Source organism: uncultured Bacteroides sp. (assembly GCF_905207245.1).
Taxonomy (GTDB): domain Bacteria; phylum Bacteroidota; class Bacteroidia; order Bacteroidales; family Bacteroidaceae; genus Bacteroides.
The window spans coordinates 85,794-108,529 of sequence record NZ_CAJLKP010000007.1 but is presented as its reverse complement, the minus strand read 5'-3'; the positions used below and the strand labels follow the sequence as shown (position 1 = coordinate 108,529).

Sequence of the window (22,736 nt, the reverse complement as noted above, 5' to 3'; positions counted from 1 at the left end):
TTTTATAAAGTTCGGTGCTATATTAGCAAAACTTCCGCATATACACAAATTCTTCGGGAAAAATATTTAAATTACCCGTCCAAAAAGGTCGAAATCATCGGAATTTATTATCTCTACCTGGTAAAAGTTACCAATAAGCAAGGTCTGCCCGTCCTGCTCTATCAAGACTTCCGGATCTACTTCAGGAGAATCAAATTCTGTACGACCCACGTAATAATCACCTTCCAAGCGATCTATTATCACTTTCATGCATCGACCCACCTTTGCCGCGCTCAATTCAGCAGAAATACCCTGCTGAATAGACATCAATTCATCCAAACGCGCTTGTTTCACTTCTTGAGGAATTTCATCTTCGTAGTGTGCGGCTGCATAAGTACCCTCCTCTTCCGAATAGGCAAAAGCCCCCATTCTATCGAAACGAACCTTCCGGACAAACTCTTTCAAGTCCTCAAAATCAGCTTCCGTTTCTCCGGGATGCCCCACCATCAACGTCGTACGCAGATGAATCCCCGGTACCTCTTTGCGAAATTGCTCCAACAAACGATAGGTTTCTTCCTTTGTTACATGACGGCGCATCTTCTCCAGCATCGAATCACTGATATGCTGAAGGGCAATATCCATATATTTACATACATTGGGACGCTCACGCATTACTCTGAATAAATCAGTAGGAAAATGTGCCGGATAAGCATAATGCAAACGTATCCACTCCACACCGGGAATTTCAGAGATACGTTCTACAAGCTCAGGCAACATTTGTTTTTTATACAAATCCACGCCATAATACGTCAGCTCCTGAGCAATAACCTGAAATTCTTTCACCCCTTTAGCCACCAGATAACGCACCTCATCCAGGATTTCTTCTATCGGACGCGACACGTGTTTCCCCGTAATAATAGGGATAGCACAATAGGAACACTTCCTATCGCAACCTTCTGAAATTTTCAGGTATGCATAATGCTTAGGAGTAGTAAGCGTACGCTCAATATGAAGCTCTTCGTGATAAGCTTTTCCAAGATCCTGCAACAACTCCGCCCAGTTGAATTTACCATAAAATTTGTCTACCTGCGGAATTTCAATAGCAAGTTCTTTCAGATAACGTTCAGAAAGACAACCCATCACATAAAGTTTTTCCAATTCACCTTCTTCCCTGGCCTGTGCAAATTCCAGAATCATATTAATGGATTCTTCTTTTGCATCACCGATGAAGCCGCAAGTATTGATAACAGCAATCTCTCCCTCCGGCTTTTCCGCATCATGAGTCACATGATACCCGGCTTCTTCCAGTTGACGCATCAAGTGCTCCGAATCCACCAAGTTTTTAGAACACCCTAAAGTGATAATATCAATAGTCTTCCGTTTCATGCATTCTCCCCAAACAATGAGTCAACAAATTCATTCTTGCGGAATACTTGCAAGTCTTCCATTCCTTCACCAAGTCCGATATATTTCACGGGGATTTTAAACTGATCGGAGATGCCGATAACGACACCACCCTTGGCAGTACCATCCAATTTTGTAATAGCCATTGCTGTCACTTCCGTTGCCAAAGTGAACTGCTTAGCCTGTTCAAACGCATTTTGCCCGGTAGAACCATCCAAAACCAACAATACCTCATCAGGAGCATCAGGAACCACTTTCTTCATAACATTCTTAATTTTAGTCAGCTCATTCATCAAGCCAACCTTGTTATGAAGACGTCCGGCAGTATCAATAATCACCACATCAGCATTATTGGCAACAGCAGAGTTCAAAGTATCATAAGCCACAGAAGCCGGATCAGCCCCCATCTTTTGCTTAATAACAGGTACTCCTACCCGTCCACCCCAGATATCCAACTGCTCAACGGCTGCCGCACGAAAAGTATCCGCCGCACCCAAATAAACGCTTTTGCCCGCCTTCTTGAATTGATAAGCCAACTTGCCGATAGTTGTTGTTTTACCAACACCGTTCACTCCCACCACCATTATAACGTAAGGTTTCTTTTCAATCGGTGCTTCAAAATCAGCTACATCATCCGAGTTGTTCTCTGTCAATAAAGCAGCGATTTCATCGCGCAAAATACTATTCAGTTCTTGCGCATTCATATATTTTTCAGCTGCAGCACGCTTCTCTATACGTTCAATTATATTTAACGTAGTTTCCACACCCACATCCGAAGTAATCAACACTTCCTCCAGATTATCAAGCACTTCGTCATCCACTTTTGACTTTCCTGCCACAGCACGGGCAATCTTGCCAAATACACTTTCCTTCGTCTTAGACAATCCTTTATCTAATGTTTCTTTCTTTTCCTTCGAGAAAAAACTAAAAAATCCCATATCCTATTTTATTTATGCAGTACATTATTCCACAAAGATATAACAAAGTAATGAAAGTATAAGAATAAAGTATAAAAAAAATCCCCTTACCGGAATACGATAAGAGGATTTTATAATCAAACGTCTTTCGACAGACTATCTTATTTCTTGAAAAAGTCCTGTACTTTTTCATTCAATACCATTTGTTCATCAAAGGTGTAAGCACCAGTCTTCGGAGACTTAACCATTTTGATAACCTTTGTATAAGCACGACCTTCTTTAGAACCTTCGTGCAAACTTGCTACAGTTTTCTTTGCCATGGGTTATACTTATTATTTAATTTCTTTATGTACTGTTACTCTCTTCAAAATCGGATTGTATTTCTTCAATTCCAATCTTTCAGTTGTATTCTTTCTATTCTTTGTAGTGATATAACGAGAAGTTCCCGGCATACCGCTATCTTTGTGTTCTGTGCATTCCAGAATCACCTGTACTCTGTTACCTTTTGCTTTCTTTGCCATAATCAGTATTCTCCTCTACTTTTTAGCCAATTACTTTAATGCTTTTCCAATCACAATAACCTTTAGCTACTGCGTCGTTCAAAGCAGCGTCCAGTCCTTTCTTATTAATAATACGCAGACCGTTAGCGCAAATGCTAAGGCTGATCCAGCAGTCCTGCTCTACATAGTAGAACTTCTTGTTAAACAAGTTCAAATCAAAGGTTCTCTTAGTTCTTCTCTTTGAGTGTGAAACATTGTTGCCAATCATGGCTTTCTTTCCGGTAATTTGACAAATCTTCGACATTTCTATCTTATTTTTATAGTTTTTATCTATACTTATTTCAAACAGAGCGCAAAGTAAGTACTTTTATCGATACCAAACAAGTTTTTCGTAAAATAATTCACTGTATGATAGCAATTTTTCTTCATTTTAAGCACTCACAAAGCATCATTAGAGCATTTTGAACAGCTTTTTGCACATTTCTGTCTCTTCCATCATCTCCATCCTGCCTGAAAGTTACAATTTCATTTTTATAGGCAGCGGCAATCCATACAGTACCTACAGGCTTTTCCGGCGTACCTCCTCCCGGTCCGGCAATCCCTGATGTGGCAACAGCACAATCTGTTTTCAGCGCTTTCATCGCACCTCTTGCCATTTCTGTTACCGTTTCACGACTAACAGCTCCATACCTTTCCAGTGTTTCGGCTGAAACGTGAAGTAAATCCATCTTCACCTCATTGGAATATGCCACAATTCCACCGTTAAAATACGCCGAACTCCCCGGAACAGAAGTCAGTAAAGCCGCAATACTTCCTCCGGTGCAACTTTCTGCGGTGGAAAGGGACAAATTCTTCTCTTTCAGCAGTTCGCCTATTTTTTCTTCCAATTTCATACACCTTATTATATATAATCCAATATTTTGTTCTTTTTTTCCTGCTCGTATTACCCGAACCGTATCAAGCCCGTGTTTGCTCCGTATCTATACGCTTGGACCAGATACGGACTTGGTACGACCTTGACACGGACCGGGTACAGTTCAGACAAAATATTGTTCCAAAAGTCTTTTTATTGCAATGTGACACGCGAGTAAGCCGGTGCATCTATAGAACAAAAATCCTGATCCTGATATTTGAAGTACCCAGTGATGGCAATCATGGCGGCATTATCCGTAGTATAACTGAACTTAGGGATAAATATCTTCCAGCCATACTTCTCGGCATGTTCACGGAAAGCATTGCGCAAACCATTATTGGCAGAAACGCCACCGGCCACGGCTACCTCCTTTATCTTATATTCCTTAGCCGCCTTACGCAGTTTATCCATCAGTATATCAACAACAGTAGCTTCGAGCGAAGCTGCCAAATCCACCTTATGATGTTCGATGAAATCGGGATCTTCTTTCATCCAATCACGCAGGGAATAGAGGAAAGAGGTCTTCAATCCACTGAAACTGTAATCCAGCCCGGGGATATGGGGCTTACTGAAAGCAAAAGCTTTCGGATTGCCCTGACGAGCCAGTTTATCAATAATCGGACCGCCAGGATAGCCCAGTCCCATAACTTTGGAACATTTATCAATGGCTTCACCTGCGGCATCATCAATAGTCTGTCCCAAAATCTCCATATCATTGTATGCCTTCACCAAGATTATCTGCGAATTTCCTCCCGAAACAAGCAAGCAAAGAAAAGGAAATTCCGGCTGAATATTTTCTTCACCTTCTGCTTTAATAAAATGTGCTAACACATGTCCTGTCAAATGGTTAACATCTATCATAGGAATACCCAAAGAGCGGGCGAAACCTTTAGCAAACGACACGCCTACCAATAGAGAACCCATCAGTCCCGGACCTCTTGTAAAAGCAACTGCGCTCAATTCTTCTTTTGTCACTCCGGCACGTTTCAGTGCTTCGTGAACCACCGGAACTATGTTTTGCTGATGTGCGCGTGAAGCTAATTCTGGAACTACACCACCGTAGGCCTCATGCACTGCCTGACTGGAAACCACATTCGATAGTAAATACCCATCTTTAATAACGGCGGCTGAAGTGTCGTCGCAAGAACTTTCTATTCCTAAAATTATTGTACTCATATCGTTATTTACGTTTAAACGCTGCAAAAGTAATGATAAAAGTACGATTGATAACGTATTATTTCATATTTTTGTTGGCTAAATCAAACAAACCGCCTATCAGAAAGTTAAAAAAGACAGTTCGCTGGATGCTCGGTATTATACTAAGTTTGTATATCGGGACTATCTTGTTGTTGAACATTCCTTACGTTCAACGGCAGATGTCTGTGCTCGTTGCAAACGAATTATCGAATGTGCTGGGTACACAATTAACTATCGGGCGGATAAATATGGGACTTCTGAACCGCATCATTATTGACGATTTACTACTGGATGACCAATCCGGCAAAGAGATGTTGAAAGTATCCCGGCTCTCTGCTAAATTTGATATACTGCCCCTATTCAAAGGCAAAATATCAATCAGTAATGTACAATTGTTTGGTTTCAATATCAATCTGGAGAAAAAAACACCGGAAGATATACCCAACTTCCAGTTTGTACTTGACGCATTCGCCTCAAAAGACACTATCAAGAAAGAAAGTAACCTGGACTTACGCATTAATTCTTTATTAATACGGCGTGGCAGAATGTCCTATAATGTATTGTCGGCCGAGGAGACACCGGGAAAGTTCAATGCACAACATATCCAGTTGCGCAATATTATTGCCAATATCTCGTTGAAAGCACTCCAAAACGACTCCATCAATGCAGCTATCAAGCGTTTAAGCATTGAAGAAGGAAACTCCGGCTTCGAGCTGAGGAAGTTGAGCCTTAAGATTGTAGCGAACAATCAAAAAATGAATATCGAGAATTTTGCTATTGATTTGCCGAACACTTCGCTTGCAATGGACACCATACGTATGGAATATGACAGTCTGGAGGCTTTCAATAATTTTGCCAACGACGTACACTTCTCGTTCCGCATGCTGCCTTCGGATATTGCTCTTTGTGACCTGGCGGCATTTGTGCCGGCATTTTCCCCTTTTAGGGAGAAATTGCAGATAGCAGTAGAGACTAACGGCACTGTCAACCAATTAAACTGCCCACATCTGTCCATTACAGGAAACCAGCATTTCCATTTGAGAGGAGATGTTTCTCTGCAGGATTTATCCCGCCCCCAGGACGCCTTCGTGTTTGGTAACCTTTCCAGTCTGTATGCCGACCCGGAAGGAGTTGCTTTCTTTGTCCGCAACTTGAGCAAGAATTACGAAGGTGTTCCACCAATATTGCAACGATTGGGAACAATTTCCTTTCGTGGAGAAGTATCGGGATATTTCACAGACCTCGTAACTTACGGTTTGGTGCATACCGATATTGGCTCCATCAAGACCGACTTAAAGTTAAGTTCTAATAAGGAAAAAGGCTACTTCGCTTATTCGGGAGCTGTGAAAACCGAAGAATTTGAATTAGGCAACATGTTGGCTAACGAAAAGCTTGGAAAAGTGACCTTCAATCTTAATGTAGAAGGTAGTCATTACGAAAAGCAATATCCTTCCATTGTGATGAAAGGATTGGTTGCATCCATCGATTACAGTGATTACACCTATGAGAATATCACCCTTGATGGAGAATACAAACAGGGCGGTTTCAATGGGAAAGTAGCATTGAATGATGAAAATGGTTCCGTGCTGCTGAATGGCAATATTAACACTGCCAGCCACGTACCGACTTTTAATTTCCAAGCGGATATCCGTAAAGTGCGCCCTCATGAACTCCACCTGACACCCAACTATGAAGATGCGGAAGTATCCGTTCAATTGACAGCCGATTTCACCGGTGGTTCCATTGATGAAATGAATGGAGAAATCAACATTGACAGCTTGCAATTCACAGCACCTGATAAGAACTATTTTCTGGATAACCTGAAAATAGCCGCCATCCGGAGAGATGAATCTCATAAGGAACTGAAAATAGCCTCCAACTTCCTGAACGCAAGTATTGAAGGGGATTACTCCTATCGTACACTGCCTGCCAGTGTACTGAATATTATGCGGAGGTATATCCCTGCCCTGATATTACCAAATAAACAACAGGTAGAAAGTGAAAATAACTTCCATTTTGATGTGAATATTTTCAATACGGACTTATTCTCTACCCTATTCAATATTCCGGTTAAAGTCTACACACACTCCACCCTCAAAGGGTACTTCAATGATAAAGCCCAACGCCTGCGGGTGGAAGGATATTTCCCACGCCTGCGCTACGGAGATAAATTCATTGAATCCGGCATGATATTGTGTGAGAATCCCGGTGATAAATTCCATGCACGTTTACGGTTCAGTAACCGTAAATCGACAGGTGCAATAAACGTAGCGCTGGAAACACAAGCCAAAGATGATATTATCCAGACCTCTTTGAACTGGGGTAACAGTAGCACCGTTACATATAGTGGAAAATTAGCCGCTACCACACACTTCATCCGGACACAAGCCGGGGAACAGGACAATAAGCACATCCATTCAGGTAAAGGAGCTCCGGCATTGAGAACCGTTGTCGATGTTCAAAAGACTGATGTCATCCTGAACGATACGTTGTGGGAAATACATCCGTCGCAAGTGGTCATCGACTCCGGCAAGGTACATATTAATGACTTCTATTTCAGCCATAAAGACCGTCATCTCCGCATCAACGGCGTCATATCAGAACAGCCTGAAGATACGGTTCGCCTGGATTTGAAAGACATCAATATAGGTTATGTATTCGACATTGCCGACCTCGGAGTTAACTTCCAGGGCGAAGCCACCGGTCCTGCATACGCCAGCGGCGTATTAAAGAAGCCTGTCATGTACACTGACCTATTTATCCGACGGCTCGGACTGAATGATGGTCTGCTGGGAGATGCCAATATCCACGGAGAATGGCACCACGAAGTGGAAGGTATTTACCTTGATGCCCATATCCGTGAAAAAGACATTGCTAAAACTCATGTATCCGGCTACATATATCCAATAAAGCCCAAGAGTGCACTTGATTTGCAAATTGAAGCCGATAGCACCAATCTGAAATTCATAGAATACTTCATGAGAAGCATTACTCCAGAGTTTAACGGACGTGCCAGTGGTAATGTGCATTTCTATGGTAAATTCAAAGGTCTCACTATGGAAGGCCGCGTATTTGGTGATGCTTCCATGAAAGTGGACGTACTAAATACCACTTTCTTCATAAAAGACAGTATTCGCATAGAACCCAACGGACTGACTTTTAACAATAACCGTATCTTTGACACACATGGTAGCCAGGGGCGCGTAAACGGCTATTTGCATTACGAACACTTCAAAAATCTGGAATACCGTTTCCAATTTGAGGTGAATGATATGCTGGTGATGGATACGAAGGAATCGCTGGACTTCCCTTTCTACGGAACTGTCTATGGAACAGGTAGTGCCTCGATAGCAGGCAATGCCCGCGATGGCGTCAACATTGATGTAGCCATGACCACCAATCGTAATACTAACTTCGTCTATATAAAAGATAATGTATCTTCAGCCGCCAGCAATCAGTTCATTAAGTTTGTGGATAAAACACCACGCCGAGCAGTATTGGATTCCATAAGCTTGACTTCTGACTACGAACTGGCACAGCAGGAAATACAACAGGAAGAAGAGAGCCATACGGATATCCGCCTCAATCTGCTCGTTGAAGCTACTCCGGATGCAACAATGCGTATCGTTATGGACCCTATTGCCGGTGATTACATCAGCGGGCGAGGTTCGGGAAATATCCGCACGGAATTCTATAACAAAGGCGACGATGTAAAGATGTTCGGCAATTACCGCATCAGCCAGGGAGTTTATAAATTCAGTTTGCAGGAGGTAATACGTAAAGACTTTACCATCAAAGACGGAAGTACCATCAACTTCAACGGTCGCCCACTGGATGCCACTATGGATATTCAGGCAAACTACACGGTGAATTCCGTTTCGCTGAACGATTTGGTACCTAATTTAGTCAACTATGAAATTCAGACAAATATCAGAGTTAACTGTACCATGAATCTGACAGGGCAACTTACTTCACCTAATATCAAATTAGGTTTGGAAGTGCCCAATGAACGGGACGAAGTACAGGCACTTATCCGTAACTATATCCCTACGGACGAGCAAATGAATATGCAGATACTCTACCTGTTGGGTATCGGCAAGTTCTATCCGCCGGAAAATGTGGGGGGTACTCAAAACTCCAATATGATGACTTCCGTGCTTTCATCCACCCTTTCGGGACAATTGAACAATGCACTTTCAAGCATCATCAACAGCAATAACTGGAACATCGGTACAAACCTCAGTACCGGAGAAAAAGGATGGACAGATATGGAATTTGAGGGCATGTTGTCCGGACAGTTGCTGAACAACCGTTTGCTCATCAACGGTAACTTCGGCTACCGTGACAATCCACTGGCAAATACCAATTTCGTGGGTGACTTTGAAGCTGAATGGCTCGTGAACCGTAGCGGAGACATACGACTAAAAGCATATAATGAAACCAATGACCGCTACTATACCCGCACGAATCTGACAACTCAAGGCATAGGCATCATCTTCAAGAAAGACTTTAACCGATGGAAAGAACTGATGTTCTGGAATAGATGGAGACTGAAACGGTTGCAACGAGAAATGGAAAGAAAAGAAGCGGAAAAGACCAATGAGAAGCAACCGGAGGAACCTGATATTGCTCCCCAACCATCAGCAAAAGCCAAAGAAAAAAGAGGGGGATAAATTAGAATGAATCCTGAGGACAGGAAGCCGCCTGAGCAAAGGGACGGTAGTTCATAAAACCTACTCCTTCCACCGTCTCCAAGCTATTCAGCATCCGCCACTCACAACTGCGCACCCAACTACGGAAATCTTCTTCGGGTCGATATTCATTCCGGGCAAAGTTTAACAAGCGGTCCACCTCGAAGCCATCAGATATGATGCCAGCTCCGCCACGTGCCGCATCATAGGCATTGCAATCCTGTTCGATGTGCGCAGGCACCATCAACAAAGGCTTACCCAGATACATAGCCTCGCAAACGGACTCGAAGCCTGCCGTGGTGGCATACGCCCGGCAACCTGACATATAACGAAGGAATTTCTCGTCATCCAACTGATGAAACGACAATGTTTCATCCATCCGGCACACTTCCGGTTCGTCCGTTTTATCCCAGAAAAAGTGTAATGGTACTTCGGGATGCTGTTCGTGCCATTGAGAGATGCTTTCGCCAAATCCGGCATTTACCATGTAGCCATGCACATATTCTCCGTCAGTGGCTTCGCAGCAAAGCACGTCACGCCGCAGTAAGGGCGGCACCACACGTATATGGGCTTCTTCATCTTCGTTCATCGGACGAAATGAGAGCGCCAGTTTTTCTTTAGCTCCGATACACGTAAGTCTCGTAAAGAAACGAAGCATCAGCAGGCTGACAGGGTTCTTCCGGGGAAATTTGAAGTCACGATGTAAGAAGAGATATTGATGACCGATGCTGACTTGCGGCACCGAGGGACGGAAAAAGAGATAAGTCAGCCCTGTCAACAACTCGTAGAAATTGACGACCAACTCAGCACTGGTTTCGTGAATACGCTGGTGGATATAGGCAATACTACGCAAATAAGCAGGGACTTGCAACAGGTTGTATACCACGCTGCGGGTCATGCTTATCCGTTTATTAGAGGGTGAAGGTAGAAAGTTCGGACTGAGGAAACGCTTCACTGGTGCCTGTATACTGCGGTTGAAGAACCCCGGCAGATGGCGGGTATTGCTTTTACCTACCAGTACTTCCACTACCTCGTGCCCGTTGCGCCGCAAGATTTCCTCCAGCGTGATGGCCTGTGTCAGATGACCACGACCTTCTCCTTGAACAATAAATAGAACTTTCATCTGTATTTTCTTTTAATTCATAAGAAACAATAATCTTCAATTTTAGTTGCAGGCAAAGGTCAGCTATCCGTATTACACTGATATGTAGAAAATGCGACAAGTGCTTTTCAGTGCATAAACTAATTGTGATGAAGCGTTTAATTGAAATTTTGCATTATCTTTGACCCTATAAAACAGAAACTCCCGTATGAAAAAGCCCGGAAACATCCTCATCGTCGATGATAACCGCGGTGTACTCACCGCCGTGCAACTACTGCTGAAGCCCCATTTTGAGAAGATTATCACGCTCACCTCTCCCGTCACACTTACTTCCGCACTGCGTGAAGAAACCCCGTCAGTGGTATTGCTTGACATGAACTTCACATCCGGAATCAATAGCGGAAACGAAGGGCTGTTCTGGTTGCAGGAAATCAAACGGCTCCATCCATCTCTGCCTGTGGTTCTCTTCACCGCATACGGTGATATTGACCTTGCCGTACGTGGAATCAAAGAAGGTGCCACAGATTTCATCGTGAAACCATGGGACAACCAAAAACTGGTGGAAACCCTACTGAATGCCGCGCAAACCACCAACAACAGGAAAAACGGACAAAGCACTCCACTCATGTCCTCCTCCATGTATTGGGGCGAAAGCCCCATCATGCAACAGCTCCGCTCGCTGGTAGAGAAAGTTTCCGTCACCGATGCCAATATCCTTATCACCGGAGAGAACGGAACGGGTAAAGAGATGCTGGCACGTGAAATCCATACCCTTTCTTCCCGTCGCAGCAAAGAAATGGTTGCTGTGGATATGGGTGCCATCACCGAAAGCCTTTTCGAGAGTGAACTCTTCGGACATACAAAAGGTTCTTTCACCGATGCCTATACCGACCGTCCCGGTAAATTCGAAACCGCCGACCACAGCACACTGTTCCTCGATGAAATCGGCAATTTGCCTTATCATCTGCAAGCCAAGCTCCTGACAGTCTTGCAACGACGCAGCATCATCCGTGTAGGCAGCAACCAACCCATTTCCGTTGATATCCGCCTGATTTGTGCTACTAACCGGAATCTGAACGAAATGGTACAGACCAACGAATTCCGTGAAGACTTGCTTTACCGCATCAATACCATCCATCTTGAAATACCACCTTTACGGGAACGCCCGGAAGACATTCTTCCACTTGCTGAACGATTCATCGCACGCTTCTGCAAGCAATATGACAAGACCCTGTTACGCTTGTCCGATGCCGCCTGCACAAGGTTGAAGACTCATCCCTGGTATGGAAATATCCGCGAACTGGAACATGCCATTGAAAAAGCCGTCATCATCTGCGACGGCAACGAACTGCCCGCAGAGTTGTTTCAACTGCCCAAGCGCACCGATACGCTCCGTTCAGAAAACAGCATCAGTGCAGAAGCCGCCACTCTTGAAGAGATGGAACGAAAAATGATACAAAAGGCCCTGGACACATGCAACGGCAATCTTTCTGCCGTAGCTGCCCAACTGGGCATTACGCGACAGACCCTTTATAACAAAATGAAAAAGTTCGGACTATGAAGCATTTCTACCGCTATATCACCGACCGTTACTTTTTCCGCCTCTTTGTTTCCCTCTTGCTGGCGGGTGCTGTAACTTTGTCATCCATTTATGGAGATTTCCTGTGGATTGCTCTCTCTTCTCTCATGCTGTTAGCGAGCATACGGTGGCAATGGAACCTCTATCGCCGACATACGCAAAAGGTACTGTTCCTCCTCGATGCTATCGAAAACGATGATGCCTCCATCCACTTCTCCGAACACGAAGATATTCCGGATAATCGCATCGTGAATCAAGCATTGAACCGCGTTGCTTCTATATTATATAATGTAAAGAGTGAAACGGCACAACAAGAAAAATACTACGAGCTTATTCTGGACTGTATCAATACAGGAGTTCTGGTGCTGAACAACACCGGGGCCGTTTATCAAAAGAATAATGAAGCGCTCCGCCTGCTGGGACTGGAAGTTTTCACCCATGTCAGCCAGCTTGTCCGTATTGATGCCCACCTAATGGAACTTCTTACCCACTGTCGCCCCGGAGACAAAATGCAAACCCGCCTTTCCAACGAACGCGGAACGGTAAATTTGTCTATCCGTGTGTCCGACATAACCATCCGCCAGGAACATCTGCGCATCCTTGCACTGAATGATATCAATAACGAACTCGACGAAAAAGAAATCGACTCCTGGATACGCCTTATCCGCGTATTGACACATGAAATCATGAACTCCGTCACTCCTATCACTTCATTGAGCGACACCCTGTTAACACTGATACAAGGAAGTGAAGAACTGAAAATGAAAAGCGAACATATCTCTTCTGATAAAGAAACTGCCGAAGAAATCCGCAATGGTCTGCACACTATTAGTACCACGGGCAAAGGGCTTATCTCTTTTGTGGAGAATTACCGCCGTTTCACCCGCATACCGAAACCGGAACCTTCTCTGTTCTATGTGAAAGGCTTTATCAACCGCATGGTAGAGCTTGCACGGCACCAATATCCCGACTCGCACATCACTTTCCAAATAAATATTACTCCGGACGACCTTATCCTCTATGCGGATGAAAACCTTATATCCCAAGTACTCATCAATTTATTGAAAAATGCCATCCAGGCCATTGAAACGGCAGGAGTTTCCGGAGGTATCATCACCCTGCGCGCCTACTGCAACGAAAGTGAAGCTGTGCTTATCGAGGTATCCAATAATGGTCCTGCCATCCCACCCGAAATAGCTGAACATATATTTATTCCTTTCTTCACCACCAAAGAAGGCGGCAGCGGCATTGGGCTGAGTATTTCCCGGCAAATCATGCGGCTGTCCGGCGGAAGCCTTTCTTTGTATCCGGGAAAGGGAACCATGTTTGTACTGAAGTTCAACTAAAAAAGTCACTAAAGCTAAAGAGCGAGAAAACGGAAGCTAATTCGCAAATAGAAATACTATTTTCTCCATATGAGTGACATACCTCTTTCGAAAATCGGACTAATGATTCTTCACTCTTATAAGTAAACATAACATTGAAAATGTAAAATCAAGTCTGAACATTTCTACCCTTAAAATTGTTTTAAAAAACACATAATCTTCGCTTCTGAAGAACTAAATCCTTGAATAAACAATCTTAAATAACACATAACTTATGATTTTTACAGCAGAAAATATTCTTTTAATTGGTTCTATTTTACTTTTCATTAGTATCATTGTCGGTAAGACCGGTTATCGTTTTGGGGTTCCTGCCTTACTGTTATTCCTTGTCGTCGGCATGATTTTCGGCAGTGACGGATTCGGACTACAATTTCATAACGCTAAGGAAGCACAGTTTATTGGTATGGTTGCTCTTAGCGTTATTTTGTTTTCCGGCGGTATGGATACCAAATTTAGTGAAATAAAACCAATCCTTGTTCCCGGCATTGTTCTTTCCACATTCGGAGTACTACTCACGGCTGTATTTACCGGATTATTCATCTGGTGGATTGCAGGCATGAGTTGGTCGAACATTTACCTGCCAATCACTACTTCACTGTTACTTGCTTCCACTATGTCATCTACTGACTCTGCCTCAGTTTTCGCTATCCTGCGCTCTCAGAAGATGAACCTGAAACACAATCTTCGTCCCATGCTGGAGCTCGAAAGTGGAAGTAATGATCCCATGGCATACATGCTCACCATTGTACTGATACAATTCATACAATCCAGTGGAATGGGTGTTGCAGGTATCTTTGGCTCATTTGTTATACAGTTCATTGTAGGTGCGGCTGCGGGTTATCTTCTTGGTAAACTTGCCATCCTTATGCTGAATAAGCTCAATATTGATAATCAGGCGCTCTATCCCATTCTTTTACTTTCATTCGTATTCTTCACTTTCGCTATTACCGATCTCCTGAAAGGAAATGGTTATCTCGCGGTTTACATTGCTGGTATTATGGTTGGCAACAACAAAATCATGCACCGCAAAGAGATATATACTTTCATGGATGGGTTAACCTGGCTGTTCCAAATCATCATGTTCCTCTGCCTCGGCTTGTTGGTGAATCCTCACGAATTGCTCGACATTGCTTTGGTAGCAACTCTTATCGGCGTGTTTATGATTGTCATCGGCCGTCCGCTCAGTGTCTTCCTCTGCCTGTTGCCCTTTGGCAAGAGGATAACAAACCGTTCCCGGCTATTCGTATCCTGGGTAGGCTTGCGTGGTGCAGTACCCATCATCTTTGCCACTTATCCGGTAGTGGCACAAGTACCGGGCGCTGATGTTATTTTCAATATCGTGTTCTTTATTACGATTGTATCTCTTGTAGTGCAAGGTACCACTGTTTCTTTGGCTGCCCGTATGCTGAAACTCTCTACCCCGTTGGAGAAAACCGGAAATGATTTCGGTGTGGAACTGCCCGAAGAAATCGACTCAGATCTGAGTGATATGACCGTAACCACAGAAATGCTGGAAGAAGGTGATACGCTGAAAGATATAACACTGCCTAACGGAGCATTAGTAATGATAGTGAAACGAGGCACAGAATTTTTGATTCCGAATGGTTCGTTAAAGTTACATCTCGGAGATAAGCTATTGCTGATTTCAGACAAAAAGAACAATGAAAATTAGCACATGTAATTGAGTTACGAGTTACAAGCTACAAGCTACGAGTGCAGCGCAGCAACTTGTAGCTTGTAGCTTGTAGCTCGTAACTTCCCCAATTGGTTAGTTTTTCTTTTTCTTTCGTCTCTTACTAAAGAATAAATATAGAAACTTGCACGACATTGCATTTAGCTCTATATTTGCGCAGTTTTAACTAAAGTGTGCAAATTTAACAGATGAAACAAGAACAACACTTCATTGATTACATTGAACAAAGCATCATTCGGAACTGGAACTTAAACGCCCTGACTGACTATAAAGGTGCTACTCTCCAATATAAAGACGTAGCTCGTAAGATTGCAAAATTTCATATTGTACTGGAAAGTGCCGGTATCCAACCGGGTGATAAGATTGCCGTCTGCGGTCGTAACAGTGCACACTGGGCAGTTACTTTTCTGGCATCCATTACTTACGGAGCTGTCATTGTTCCTATCCTGCATGAATTCAAGGCAGACAATGTACATAATATCGTCAACCATTCCGAAGCAAAACTTTTGTTTGTTGGCGACCAAGTTTGGGAAAACCTCAATGAAGAAGCCATGCCGCAATTGCTGGGCGTTATTTTGATGACCGAATTCACCCCTGTAGTCTGTCGCGACAAACGATTGATGGAAGCTTTTGAGCACCGCAATACTCTTTACGGACAACGCTATCCTAAAAACTTCCGTCCCGAACACATCTGTTACCGGAAGGATGAACCGGAAGAACTTGCCATCATTAACTATACTTCCGGTACTACCGGATATTCCAAAGGTGTCATGCTCCCCTATCGCAGCCTTTGGTCCAACGTGAATTACTGCCACGAGATGCTTCCGGTGAAACCGGGCGATAACATAGTTTCCATGCTTCCTATGGGACATGTGTTCGGAATGACTTACGATTTCCTTTACGGTTTTTCAGCCGGGGCACACCTCTACTTCCTCACTCGCATGCCGACTCCTAAAATTATCGCACAGTCTTTCGCCGAAATCAAACCACGTGTCATCTCATGCGTGCCTCTGATTGTAGAAAAGATTATCAAGAAGAATATTCTGCCCCGTGTAGATAATAAAATTGGTAAGTTACTGCTCCATGTTCCTATCATCAATGATAAGATCAGAGCCCTTGCACGCAAAGAAGCAATGGAGATATTCGGTGGTAACTTCGATGAAATTATCATCGGTGGAGCCCCGTTCAATGCAGAAGTCGAGCGCTTTCTCAAACAGATAGGCTTCCCCTACACCATTGCTTACGGTATGACGGAATGTGGCCCGATCATCTGTTCCAGCCGCTGGGAAACCATGAAGCTGGCATCATGCGGCAAAGCAGCCACGCGCATGGAAGTGAAGATAGATTCGTCTGATCCGGAAAAGGAGGCGGGAGAAATCATTTGTCGAGGTACCAACCTGATGCTGGGATATTATAAGAACCAGGAAGCAACTTCACAAATCATTGACGTAAATGGCTGGCTACATACAGGCGATTTAGGCACAATGGATGCGGAAGGTTATGTAACCGTTCGCGGACGCAGCAAGAATATGTTGCTCACTTCCAGCGGACAAAACATCTATCCGGAAGAGATTGAAAGCAAACTGAATAATATGCCTTACGTTTCCGAGTCGCTCATTGTGTTGCAAAAAGAAAAACTGGTAGCACTGATTTATCCGGACTTTGACGATGCATTTGCCAATGGACTACAACAAACGGATGTAGAGCGTATGATGGAAGCTAACCGTAACGAACTCAACCAGCAATTACCGGCTTATTGCCAGATATCAAAGGTGAAGATACATTTTGAAGAGTTTGAAAAGACAGCCAAAAAATCTATTAAACGGTTTATGTATCAAGAGGCTAAAGGTTAACAAAGATATAAGATTAAGTCTATATTTTTAATTAATGTTATAGAACATACTTTTTTATTTGGATAATTTGCAGTTATCCTGAAAGTACGTATCTTTGCATTGTGTTTTTCATAGTATTAGATTTAAGGTTAACAAAGGTTGGAGTACAGCGGTACTCCTTTTTTTATGCCCGTACGTTTCCTTACCTCTCACGTACATACATCTTTTTCTCCGGTCCTACTCCTTTCACCGTAACCTTTTTCCAATGTGCAGGAAGTACGGAAGATAATTGCTCCACACCGTCATCTGTTATCTGCAATCCACAGAAACCGTTTATAACAGCTTGCAGCAATCCGCCTGCTCCCGTCATAAAGTAAGGATTATCACTGGTGGGCGTTTCCGCCAATACACCGAAAGGCGCACGCAAGTTCGGCTGATAGCAACGGCAGAACATCTCATAGGCACGCTTCGCATCCCCCATCCGGGCATACTGCACACAGAATACGGAATAAGACATGGCCGGACCATTCTGCGGATCAATCTTATCGACATAATATTCCATATCCTTCTTTTGCGATTCAGCATCCCCGACAAAATACAATGGATATCCCAATAAATTCACATCAGCCTGCTTTATCATCTCACCATTGTATGTGGCATGCTCACGAGTAACTCCATCTTTAAAACGAAGAATACGGATGCCCTTGCCCACTTCTTCCCATATTTCCGGAACAGGCTCATTACATATCTTTGCCGCCTCACAAGCATATTCCAAAGCCCGGATAGCCGCACCGTTCGTGAAAGCATTATCATCCACCCCATTTGCATATTCGTCGGCTCCCACTACATTGCAAATGGAATAAGAACCGTCATCATTACGCATCACACGGCTTACCCAAAAGTCAGCAACCGCTTTCATCAGCGGAAATGCTTTTGTCCGTAGCCACTGTCCGTCACGGGTAAGGCAATAATAATTCCAGCAAGCAATACTGATATCCGCAGTGATATGATGTTCCAGAGGGCCTGTCAAAGCAAAAGTAGGAGTTGATTCTTCCCCGTAATCATCACTCTCCCAGGGAAACATAGCTCCCTTGAAGCCGTATGCCATTGCTTTCTTACGGGCGGCCATTAAGCGTTCAATACGATAATCGATCATAGATTCTGCAATTCCCCTATTCAGCAACAGCATCGGGGGAAACATCCAAAGTTCCGAATCCCAGAATATATGTCCATTGTAACCTTGCGAAGAAAGTCCCATGGGAGAAATGCTCAATCCGCTTCCTTCCCTGCAAGAAGAATAAAGGTTGAAAAGTGCAAACCGAACCGCCCGTTGTGCTTCGTCATCCCCTTCTATCAGGATATCGCTTTCCCACAATTCACTCCAAAGACGGCGATGTGCAGTCATCAGTGAAGTTGTACCTTCATGAATAGCATAAATCACCTGCCGTTCAGCCTCATTATACGGATCGATAAAGTCACGGGCGGAGCATACCGAACCCACCAAGGCAAAAGACATCCGCTCTCCTTTCTTCAGATTCAACACAAAAGACATCTCTTTAGTCACTTCATCATAAAGAGGCTCCTGCGCTTCTCCCTTATTAAAAATAAAAGCGGAAGAAGCGGAAACTTTTTGTTGCCGATGAGCAGATACAGCATAAGATTGCAGCATATACATTTGTGTATCATCCGCCCTCATTTTCCGGAAGCGCTGTGTCGGCTGACTGTATTCTTGGGGAATATCCATCCGGGCAGCAACTTTCAGGGATACATCGGACAGAGCCTTTACATCCACACGGATAAGCCCCGCATAAGGCATATTTCTTAAAGCGCAAATGCTATAATCCACATCAACTTTCCCGGCTGCCCGGAAACTACTGTTATGAGTTGCTTCTTTCATATCAACACACTGCTTCCAGTTTGTGATACATTCCGTATTCACCTCTTTTCCATCTATATCCATCGACATCAGGAAAGGATTGATTCCTTTCAACACACGGCTTACCCCCTGAGGACCGTCCGTATCGAACACATGATTCAGTATCACCTGCCGCACAGAGAAAGGTTCTTTCCAGGGAAGAATGCCGATTCCACCATTCGCCATAGGAGCGCCTACATAAGGAGCATTTATATCAGAGGCATGAAGTTGCCACAAAGTGTCATCTTCTCCTTTCACCATCTGCACAAAGAAAAAAACAAATAGGAAGAAACAAGAAATGCGTGCTTTCATAATCAATATGGAATTATAGTTTTCTATGCAAAAATAAGTAAAATCCTCAATAATCCGGCAATCAATCGTTATCTTTACTTCCAAACCAAAACTCTGTTATCATGGATATACATACTTTTATGACTAATTATCGGGAAGCATTTGGTGAACGTGCCGAACTTCCCATCGCCTTCTGGTACTCTGACAAACAGGAAAGCAAAACAGAAAAAATCGGCGGTTGCTTTTTCAAGGGTCTGCAACAGGTAAGGGAAGGTAAAACCATCAGCCTGAACAGCGACGTCATAGGATGTGGCGGTGGAAAATTCTACACCGGCTTCACGGAAATGCCGATACACGTACCTAACTTCGTATCCCTGAAAGAGAAATACAAAAAGACTCCTGAAATGGTAACAGATTTCATAAAGCAAATCCAGGTACCGCGTACAGAAAAAGCCTATCTGCATTTTGCCCGGATAGATAAACTTGCTTCTTTCGATCATGTAGAGGGTTTGCTGTTCCTTGCTACGCCTGATATCCTGTCAGGACTTACCACATGGGCTTTTTATGATACGAATGCATTCGATACCGTATCTACTCCTTTCGGTTCCGGTTGCAGTTCCGTTGTAACCCTCACTGTTCTCGAAAACCAAAAAGACGGTAAGCGCTGTTTCCTCGGCTTCTTCGATCCATCCGTGCGTCCCCACTTTGAAGCCAATCTGTTGAGCTTCACCATTCCCATGTCCCGTTTCAAAGAGATGTATCACACCATGCGCGAAAGTTGCCTGTTCGATACACACGCCTGGGGAAAGATAAAAGAGCGTATCAACGAATAAAACTTTGAAAAAAAAGTAAAGAAACAATGTCTAACTTTTAATTAGTGTTATAAAAACACTTATATAGGTCTAACCATTTGGAAATACGCAGAATATCCGTACCTTTGCACTGTGTTTTTCATAGTATTAGATTTAAGGTTAACAAAGGTTGGAGTACAGCGGTACTCCTTTTTTTATGTCCATACGTTTGGAATATGTGAAGTATTGAATAAACAGACCCTTTATTAGATAAAATGAAAATGGGAAAGCTAAAGCCCTCCCATTCTGTTAATGTTCTGTAATTATGCACTTGACAAGCAAAGCAACTTTATTGAGCAACCTTTAGTTTTTTCAGTCCCTTTACTGCTGATTTATCCTTAACCTCCATAATGCTGATAGCGTAACCACCACCCGGAGCAGCTTTCAATTTCAGCACGGTCTTAGGAGAAACAATCCCTTTACGGATTACGTAAGCCTGCGGATTCGTTTTATAATCAGCATCCTTTGCGTCCGCATAAACAGTAGCTATATACTGTTTATCAGCATCCAGAAAATCCAGTTTCAGAGTAGAAGCATGTCCCTGCTCACTGCTGGTACAACCTATAAACCAATCATTCGTACCTTTCGCCTTGCGGGCAGCCGTGATATAGCGTCCCGGTTCTGCTTCCAGGTATCGGCTGTCATCCCAGTCCAGAGCCACATCTTTAATGAACTGGAAAGCATCCATAAAGCGTTCATAGTTCTCAGGCAGATCGGCTGCCATTTGCAGAGGGCTGTACATCGTGACATAGAGAGCCAACTGACGCGCCAATGTAGAGTTTACATGAGCGTGACTATTCGGATTCAGTTTATTCATATCCATTTCAAAGACACCCGGCGTATAATCCATCGGTCCGCCTTGCAGACGGGTGAAAGGAAGAATGGTCGTGTGGAAAGGCTTGCTGCCTCCGAAAGCTTCATATTCCGTGCCACGGGCAGATTCATTTCCTATCAGGTTCGGATACGTACGGCACAAACCAGTAGGCCGTACAGCCTCGTGGGCATTCACCATAATTTTATGCTTGGCAGCTTCGGTCACGGCATACAGGTAATGGTTGTTCATCCACTGCCCATAATGATATTCACCGCGTGGAATGATATTGCCCACATAACCGCTTTTCACGGAATTGTAACCGTATTGGTTCATCAAGTCATAGGCAGCCTCCATGTGGCGTTCGTAGTTGCGTGCGGAAGCCGATGTCTCATGGTGCATCATCAGTTTGACACCTTTGGAGTGGGCATACTCATTCAGGTATTTGATGTCAAAATCAGGATATGGAGTGAGAAAGTCGAAAACATAATCCTTGCTGTTGCCGAACCAGTCTTCCCAACCGGTATTCCAGCCTTCTACCAATACCTGGTCGAAACCATGCTCCGCAGCAAAATCAATGTACTTCTTTACATTCTCCGTATTGGCGGGGTGAATACCATTCGGTTTCACTTTCGTATAATCCGTTTCATCCAGTTTTACGGAAGGGAGATCAAATGTATAAGCCCACGGCTTGCCTGCCGCAATCATTTCCCACCATACGCCTACATACTTCACAGGCTTAATCCAGGATGTATCTTCATATTTGCAGGGATCATTCAGATTCAGTATCAGATTGGAAGCCAGCATTTCACGGGCATCATCACTGACTATCACCGTACGCCACGGAGTGTGACAAGGTGACTGCATATACCCTTTATCACCCTGTGCATCCGGCGTCAGCCAGGATTCAAAGATAAGGTTCTTATCATCCAGATTCAGATGCATACACGAATAATCCACCAAAGCGGCTTCATGGAGATTGAGATAGATTCCGTCAGCCGTTTTCATCTGGAGGGAAGTCTGTACACCTGTCGGTGAAAACTGGTTTTGTGACGCATTATCAGTAATGGCTCCCTGCATCAAACCACGAATTTCCGAAAGTTTGGATTCCGTATAATCATATTCCTGAGTATCGTAATCACCGGGAATCCACCAGGCGGTATGATCGCCCGTCATAGCGAACCGGGTATGTTCGTCCTTAATCACGAAGTAAACCAGATTCTTCTGTTGCGGAAACTCATAACGGAATCCTACACCATCATCATATACACGAAAACGAAGGTTCATATAACGATCCGTGGCGGGTTGTTTCAATTCAACCAGCAATTCGTTGTAGTGATTACGAATATCTTTCGTCTCTCCCCACACCGGTTGCCAGGTTTCGTCGAAGGTAGAGGTAGAAGCTTTCAGGGCTTCAAAACCATCCAACAGATTATTGGCATTCTTCAATTCCAGTCCCAAGGTGCTGGGGTTAATCACGGATTTCCCTTTATACTCTACCTGATAGGTCGGAGCGCCATTCTTTGATAATTCGAAATCCAGCTTCACCTGGCCCGAAGGAGACGACACACCTTCCGCTTTTCCCGCTAAGGCAAAAAGAAGACAAATTGCACTAAGCATTAACTTTCTCATAACTATACTTTTTAATAATTTAAGTTTCACATGCTACCCTATAC

General features: G+C 43.8%; 16 protein-coding genes. 6 read left to right on the top strand and 10 right to left on the bottom strand.

Features of this window, described 5'->3' with window-relative positions; translation table 11 throughout:
• Nucleotides 1-66: 66 nt before the first annotated feature.
• The 7 genes from rimO to tsaD all read right to left on the bottom strand — a co-directional run bounded on the left by rimO (nucleotide 67) and on the right by tsaD (nucleotide 4,889).
• Nucleotides 67-1,365: a 30S ribosomal protein S12 methylthiotransferase RimO gene (rimO, locus tag QZ135_RS04030; RefSeq protein WP_294606120.1), complete on the bottom strand. Its 1,299-nt coding sequence runs from the start codon at nucleotides 1,363-1,365 to the stop codon at nucleotides 67-69.
• A complete protein-coding gene (ftsY, locus tag QZ135_RS04025; RefSeq protein WP_294606119.1) occupies nucleotides 1,362-2,321 on the bottom strand; it encodes a signal recognition particle-docking protein FtsY in 960 nt (319 codons plus the stop codon). The genes rimO and ftsY overlap by 4 nt, the downstream gene beginning before the upstream one ends.
• A 140-nt stretch (nucleotides 2,322-2,461) precedes the next feature.
• Nucleotides 2,462-2,620, bottom strand: a complete 159-nt coding sequence (locus QZ135_RS04020) for a DUF4295 family protein (RefSeq protein WP_007214255.1) — start codon at nucleotides 2,618-2,620, stop codon at nucleotides 2,462-2,464.
• 12 nt (nucleotides 2,621-2,632) lie between these two features.
• Nucleotides 2,633-2,821, bottom strand: coding sequence for a 50S ribosomal protein L33 (gene rpmG / locus QZ135_RS04015; RefSeq protein ID WP_002560155.1), 189 nt, complete (start codon nucleotides 2,819-2,821; stop codon nucleotides 2,633-2,635).
• Between the two features lie 22 nt (nucleotides 2,822-2,843).
• Nucleotides 2,844-3,104: a 50S ribosomal protein L28 gene (gene rpmB, locus QZ135_RS04010; protein WP_007214256.1), complete on the bottom strand. Its 261-nt coding sequence runs from the start codon at nucleotides 3,102-3,104 to the stop codon at nucleotides 2,844-2,846.
• Between the two features lie 121 nt (nucleotides 3,105-3,225).
• Nucleotides 3,226-3,693 carry a CinA family protein gene (locus tag QZ135_RS04005; protein ID WP_294606118.1) on the bottom strand — a complete coding sequence of 156 codons (468 nt, stop codon included), beginning with the start codon at nucleotides 3,691-3,693 and terminating at the stop codon, nucleotides 3,226-3,228.
• 173 nt (nucleotides 3,694-3,866) lie between these two features.
• Nucleotides 3,867-4,889 (bottom strand): tRNA (adenosine(37)-N6)-threonylcarbamoyltransferase complex transferase subunit TsaD, encoded by a 1,023-nt coding sequence (gene tsaD / locus QZ135_RS04000; RefSeq protein ID WP_294606117.1) that lies wholly within the window; start codon nucleotides 4,887-4,889, stop codon nucleotides 3,867-3,869.
• A gap of 32 nt (nucleotides 4,890-4,921) precedes the next feature.
• Here tsaD and QZ135_RS03995 point away from each other — a divergent pair, with 32 nt between their 5' ends.
• Nucleotides 4,922-9,583, top strand: a complete 4,662-nt coding sequence (locus QZ135_RS03995; protein WP_294606116.1) for a translocation/assembly module TamB domain-containing protein — start codon at nucleotides 4,922-4,924, stop codon at nucleotides 9,581-9,583.
• A 1-nt stretch (nucleotide 9,584) separates the two neighbouring features.
• Here QZ135_RS03995 and QZ135_RS03990 read toward each other — a convergent pair whose 3' ends face one another.
• Nucleotides 9,585-10,724 carry a glycosyltransferase family protein gene (locus QZ135_RS03990; protein WP_294606115.1) on the bottom strand — a complete coding sequence of 380 codons (1,140 nt, stop codon included), beginning with the start codon at nucleotides 10,722-10,724 and terminating at the stop codon, nucleotides 9,585-9,587.
• Nucleotides 10,725-10,911: 187 nt separating this feature from the next.
• Between QZ135_RS03990 and QZ135_RS03985 the strand changes: the two genes are divergently transcribed.
• From QZ135_RS03985 to QZ135_RS03970, 4 genes are all read left to right on the top strand, one after another.
• Nucleotides 10,912-12,264: a sigma-54 dependent transcriptional regulator gene (locus QZ135_RS03985; protein ID WP_294606114.1), complete on the top strand. Its 1,353-nt coding sequence runs from the start codon at nucleotides 10,912-10,914 to the stop codon at nucleotides 12,262-12,264.
• Nucleotides 12,261-13,628, top strand: coding sequence for an ATP-binding protein (locus QZ135_RS03980; RefSeq protein ID WP_294606113.1), 1,368 nt, complete (start codon nucleotides 12,261-12,263; stop codon nucleotides 13,626-13,628). Before QZ135_RS03985 ends, QZ135_RS03980 begins: the two co-directional genes overlap by 4 nt.
• A 253-nt stretch (nucleotides 13,629-13,881) precedes the next feature.
• Complete coding sequence (locus QZ135_RS03975) at nucleotides 13,882-15,339, top strand: potassium/proton antiporter (protein WP_294606112.1); 1,458 nt, start codon at nucleotides 13,882-13,884, stop codon at nucleotides 15,337-15,339.
• A gap of 209 nt (nucleotides 15,340-15,548) precedes the next feature.
• Nucleotides 15,549-17,213, top strand: coding sequence for a long-chain fatty acid--CoA ligase (locus QZ135_RS03970; protein ID WP_294606111.1), 1,665 nt, complete (start codon nucleotides 15,549-15,551; stop codon nucleotides 17,211-17,213).
• A 181-nt stretch (nucleotides 17,214-17,394) separates the two neighbouring features.
• On the opposite strand, the gene QZ135_RS03965 is transcribed toward QZ135_RS03970, so the two are convergent.
• Entirely contained in the window at nucleotides 17,395-19,419 is a 2,025-nt protein-coding gene (locus QZ135_RS03965; protein WP_294606141.1) for a glycoside hydrolase family 65 protein, read from the bottom strand.
• A 101-nt stretch (nucleotides 19,420-19,520) separates the two neighbouring features.
• Between QZ135_RS03965 and QZ135_RS03960 the strand changes: the two genes are divergently transcribed.
• Nucleotides 19,521-20,231 carry a DUF169 domain-containing protein gene (locus tag QZ135_RS03960; protein ID WP_294606110.1) on the top strand — a complete coding sequence of 237 codons (711 nt, stop codon included), beginning with the start codon at nucleotides 19,521-19,523 and terminating at the stop codon, nucleotides 20,229-20,231.
• 307 nt (nucleotides 20,232-20,538) lie between these two features.
• Here the strand turns inward: QZ135_RS03960 and QZ135_RS03955 are convergent, their stop codons facing one another.
• The gene (locus QZ135_RS03955) at nucleotides 20,539-22,692 is read right to left on the bottom strand and encodes a glycoside hydrolase family 97 protein (RefSeq protein ID WP_294606109.1); all 2,154 of its coding nucleotides are present in this window, start codon (nucleotides 22,690-22,692) and stop codon (nucleotides 20,539-20,541) included.
• Nucleotides 22,693-22,736 lie beyond the last annotated feature (44 nt).

Coding starts and splice junctions, on each gene's coding strand:
- rimO (WP_294606120.1), bottom strand. CDS start 1,365: ATGAAACGGAAGACTATTGATATTATCACTTTAGGGTGTTCTAAAAAC.
- ftsY (WP_294606119.1), bottom strand. CDS start 2,321: ATGGGATTTTTTAGTTTTTTCTCGAAGGAAAAGAAAGAAACATTAGAT.
- QZ135_RS04020 (WP_007214255.1), bottom strand. CDS start 2,620: ATGGCAAAGAAAACTGTAGCAAGTTTGCACGAAGGTTCTAAAGAAGGT.
- rpmG (WP_002560155.1), bottom strand. CDS start 2,821: ATGGCAAAGAAAGCAAAAGGTAACAGAGTACAGGTGATTCTGGAATGC.
- rpmB (WP_007214256.1), bottom strand. CDS start 3,104: ATGTCGAAGATTTGTCAAATTACCGGAAAGAAAGCCATGATTGGCAAC.
- QZ135_RS04005 (WP_294606118.1), bottom strand. CDS start 3,693: ATGAAATTGGAAGAAAAAATAGGCGAACTGCTGAAAGAGAAGAATTTG.
- tsaD (WP_294606117.1), bottom strand. CDS start 4,889: ATGAGTACAATAATTTTAGGAATAGAAAGTTCTTGCGACGACACTTCA.
- QZ135_RS03995 (WP_294606116.1), top strand. CDS start 4,922: ATGATAAAAGTACGATTGATAACGTATTATTTCATATTTTTGTTGGCT.
- QZ135_RS03990 (WP_294606115.1), bottom strand. CDS start 10,724: ATGAAAGTTCTATTTATTGTTCAAGGAGAAGGTCGTGGTCATCTGACA.
- QZ135_RS03985 (WP_294606114.1), top strand. CDS start 10,912: ATGAAAAAGCCCGGAAACATCCTCATCGTCGATGATAACCGCGGTGTA.
- QZ135_RS03980 (WP_294606113.1), top strand. CDS start 12,261: ATGAAGCATTTCTACCGCTATATCACCGACCGTTACTTTTTCCGCCTC.
- QZ135_RS03975 (WP_294606112.1), top strand. CDS start 13,882: ATGATTTTTACAGCAGAAAATATTCTTTTAATTGGTTCTATTTTACTT.
- QZ135_RS03970 (WP_294606111.1), top strand. CDS start 15,549: ATGAAACAAGAACAACACTTCATTGATTACATTGAACAAAGCATCATT.
- QZ135_RS03965 (WP_294606141.1), bottom strand. CDS start 19,419: ATGAAAGCACGCATTTCTTGTTTCTTCCTATTTGTTTTTTTCTTTGTG.
- QZ135_RS03960 (WP_294606110.1), top strand. CDS start 19,521: ATGGATATACATACTTTTATGACTAATTATCGGGAAGCATTTGGTGAA.
- QZ135_RS03955 (WP_294606109.1), bottom strand. CDS start 22,692: ATGAGAAAGTTAATGCTTAGTGCAATTTGTCTTCTTTTTGCCTTAGCG.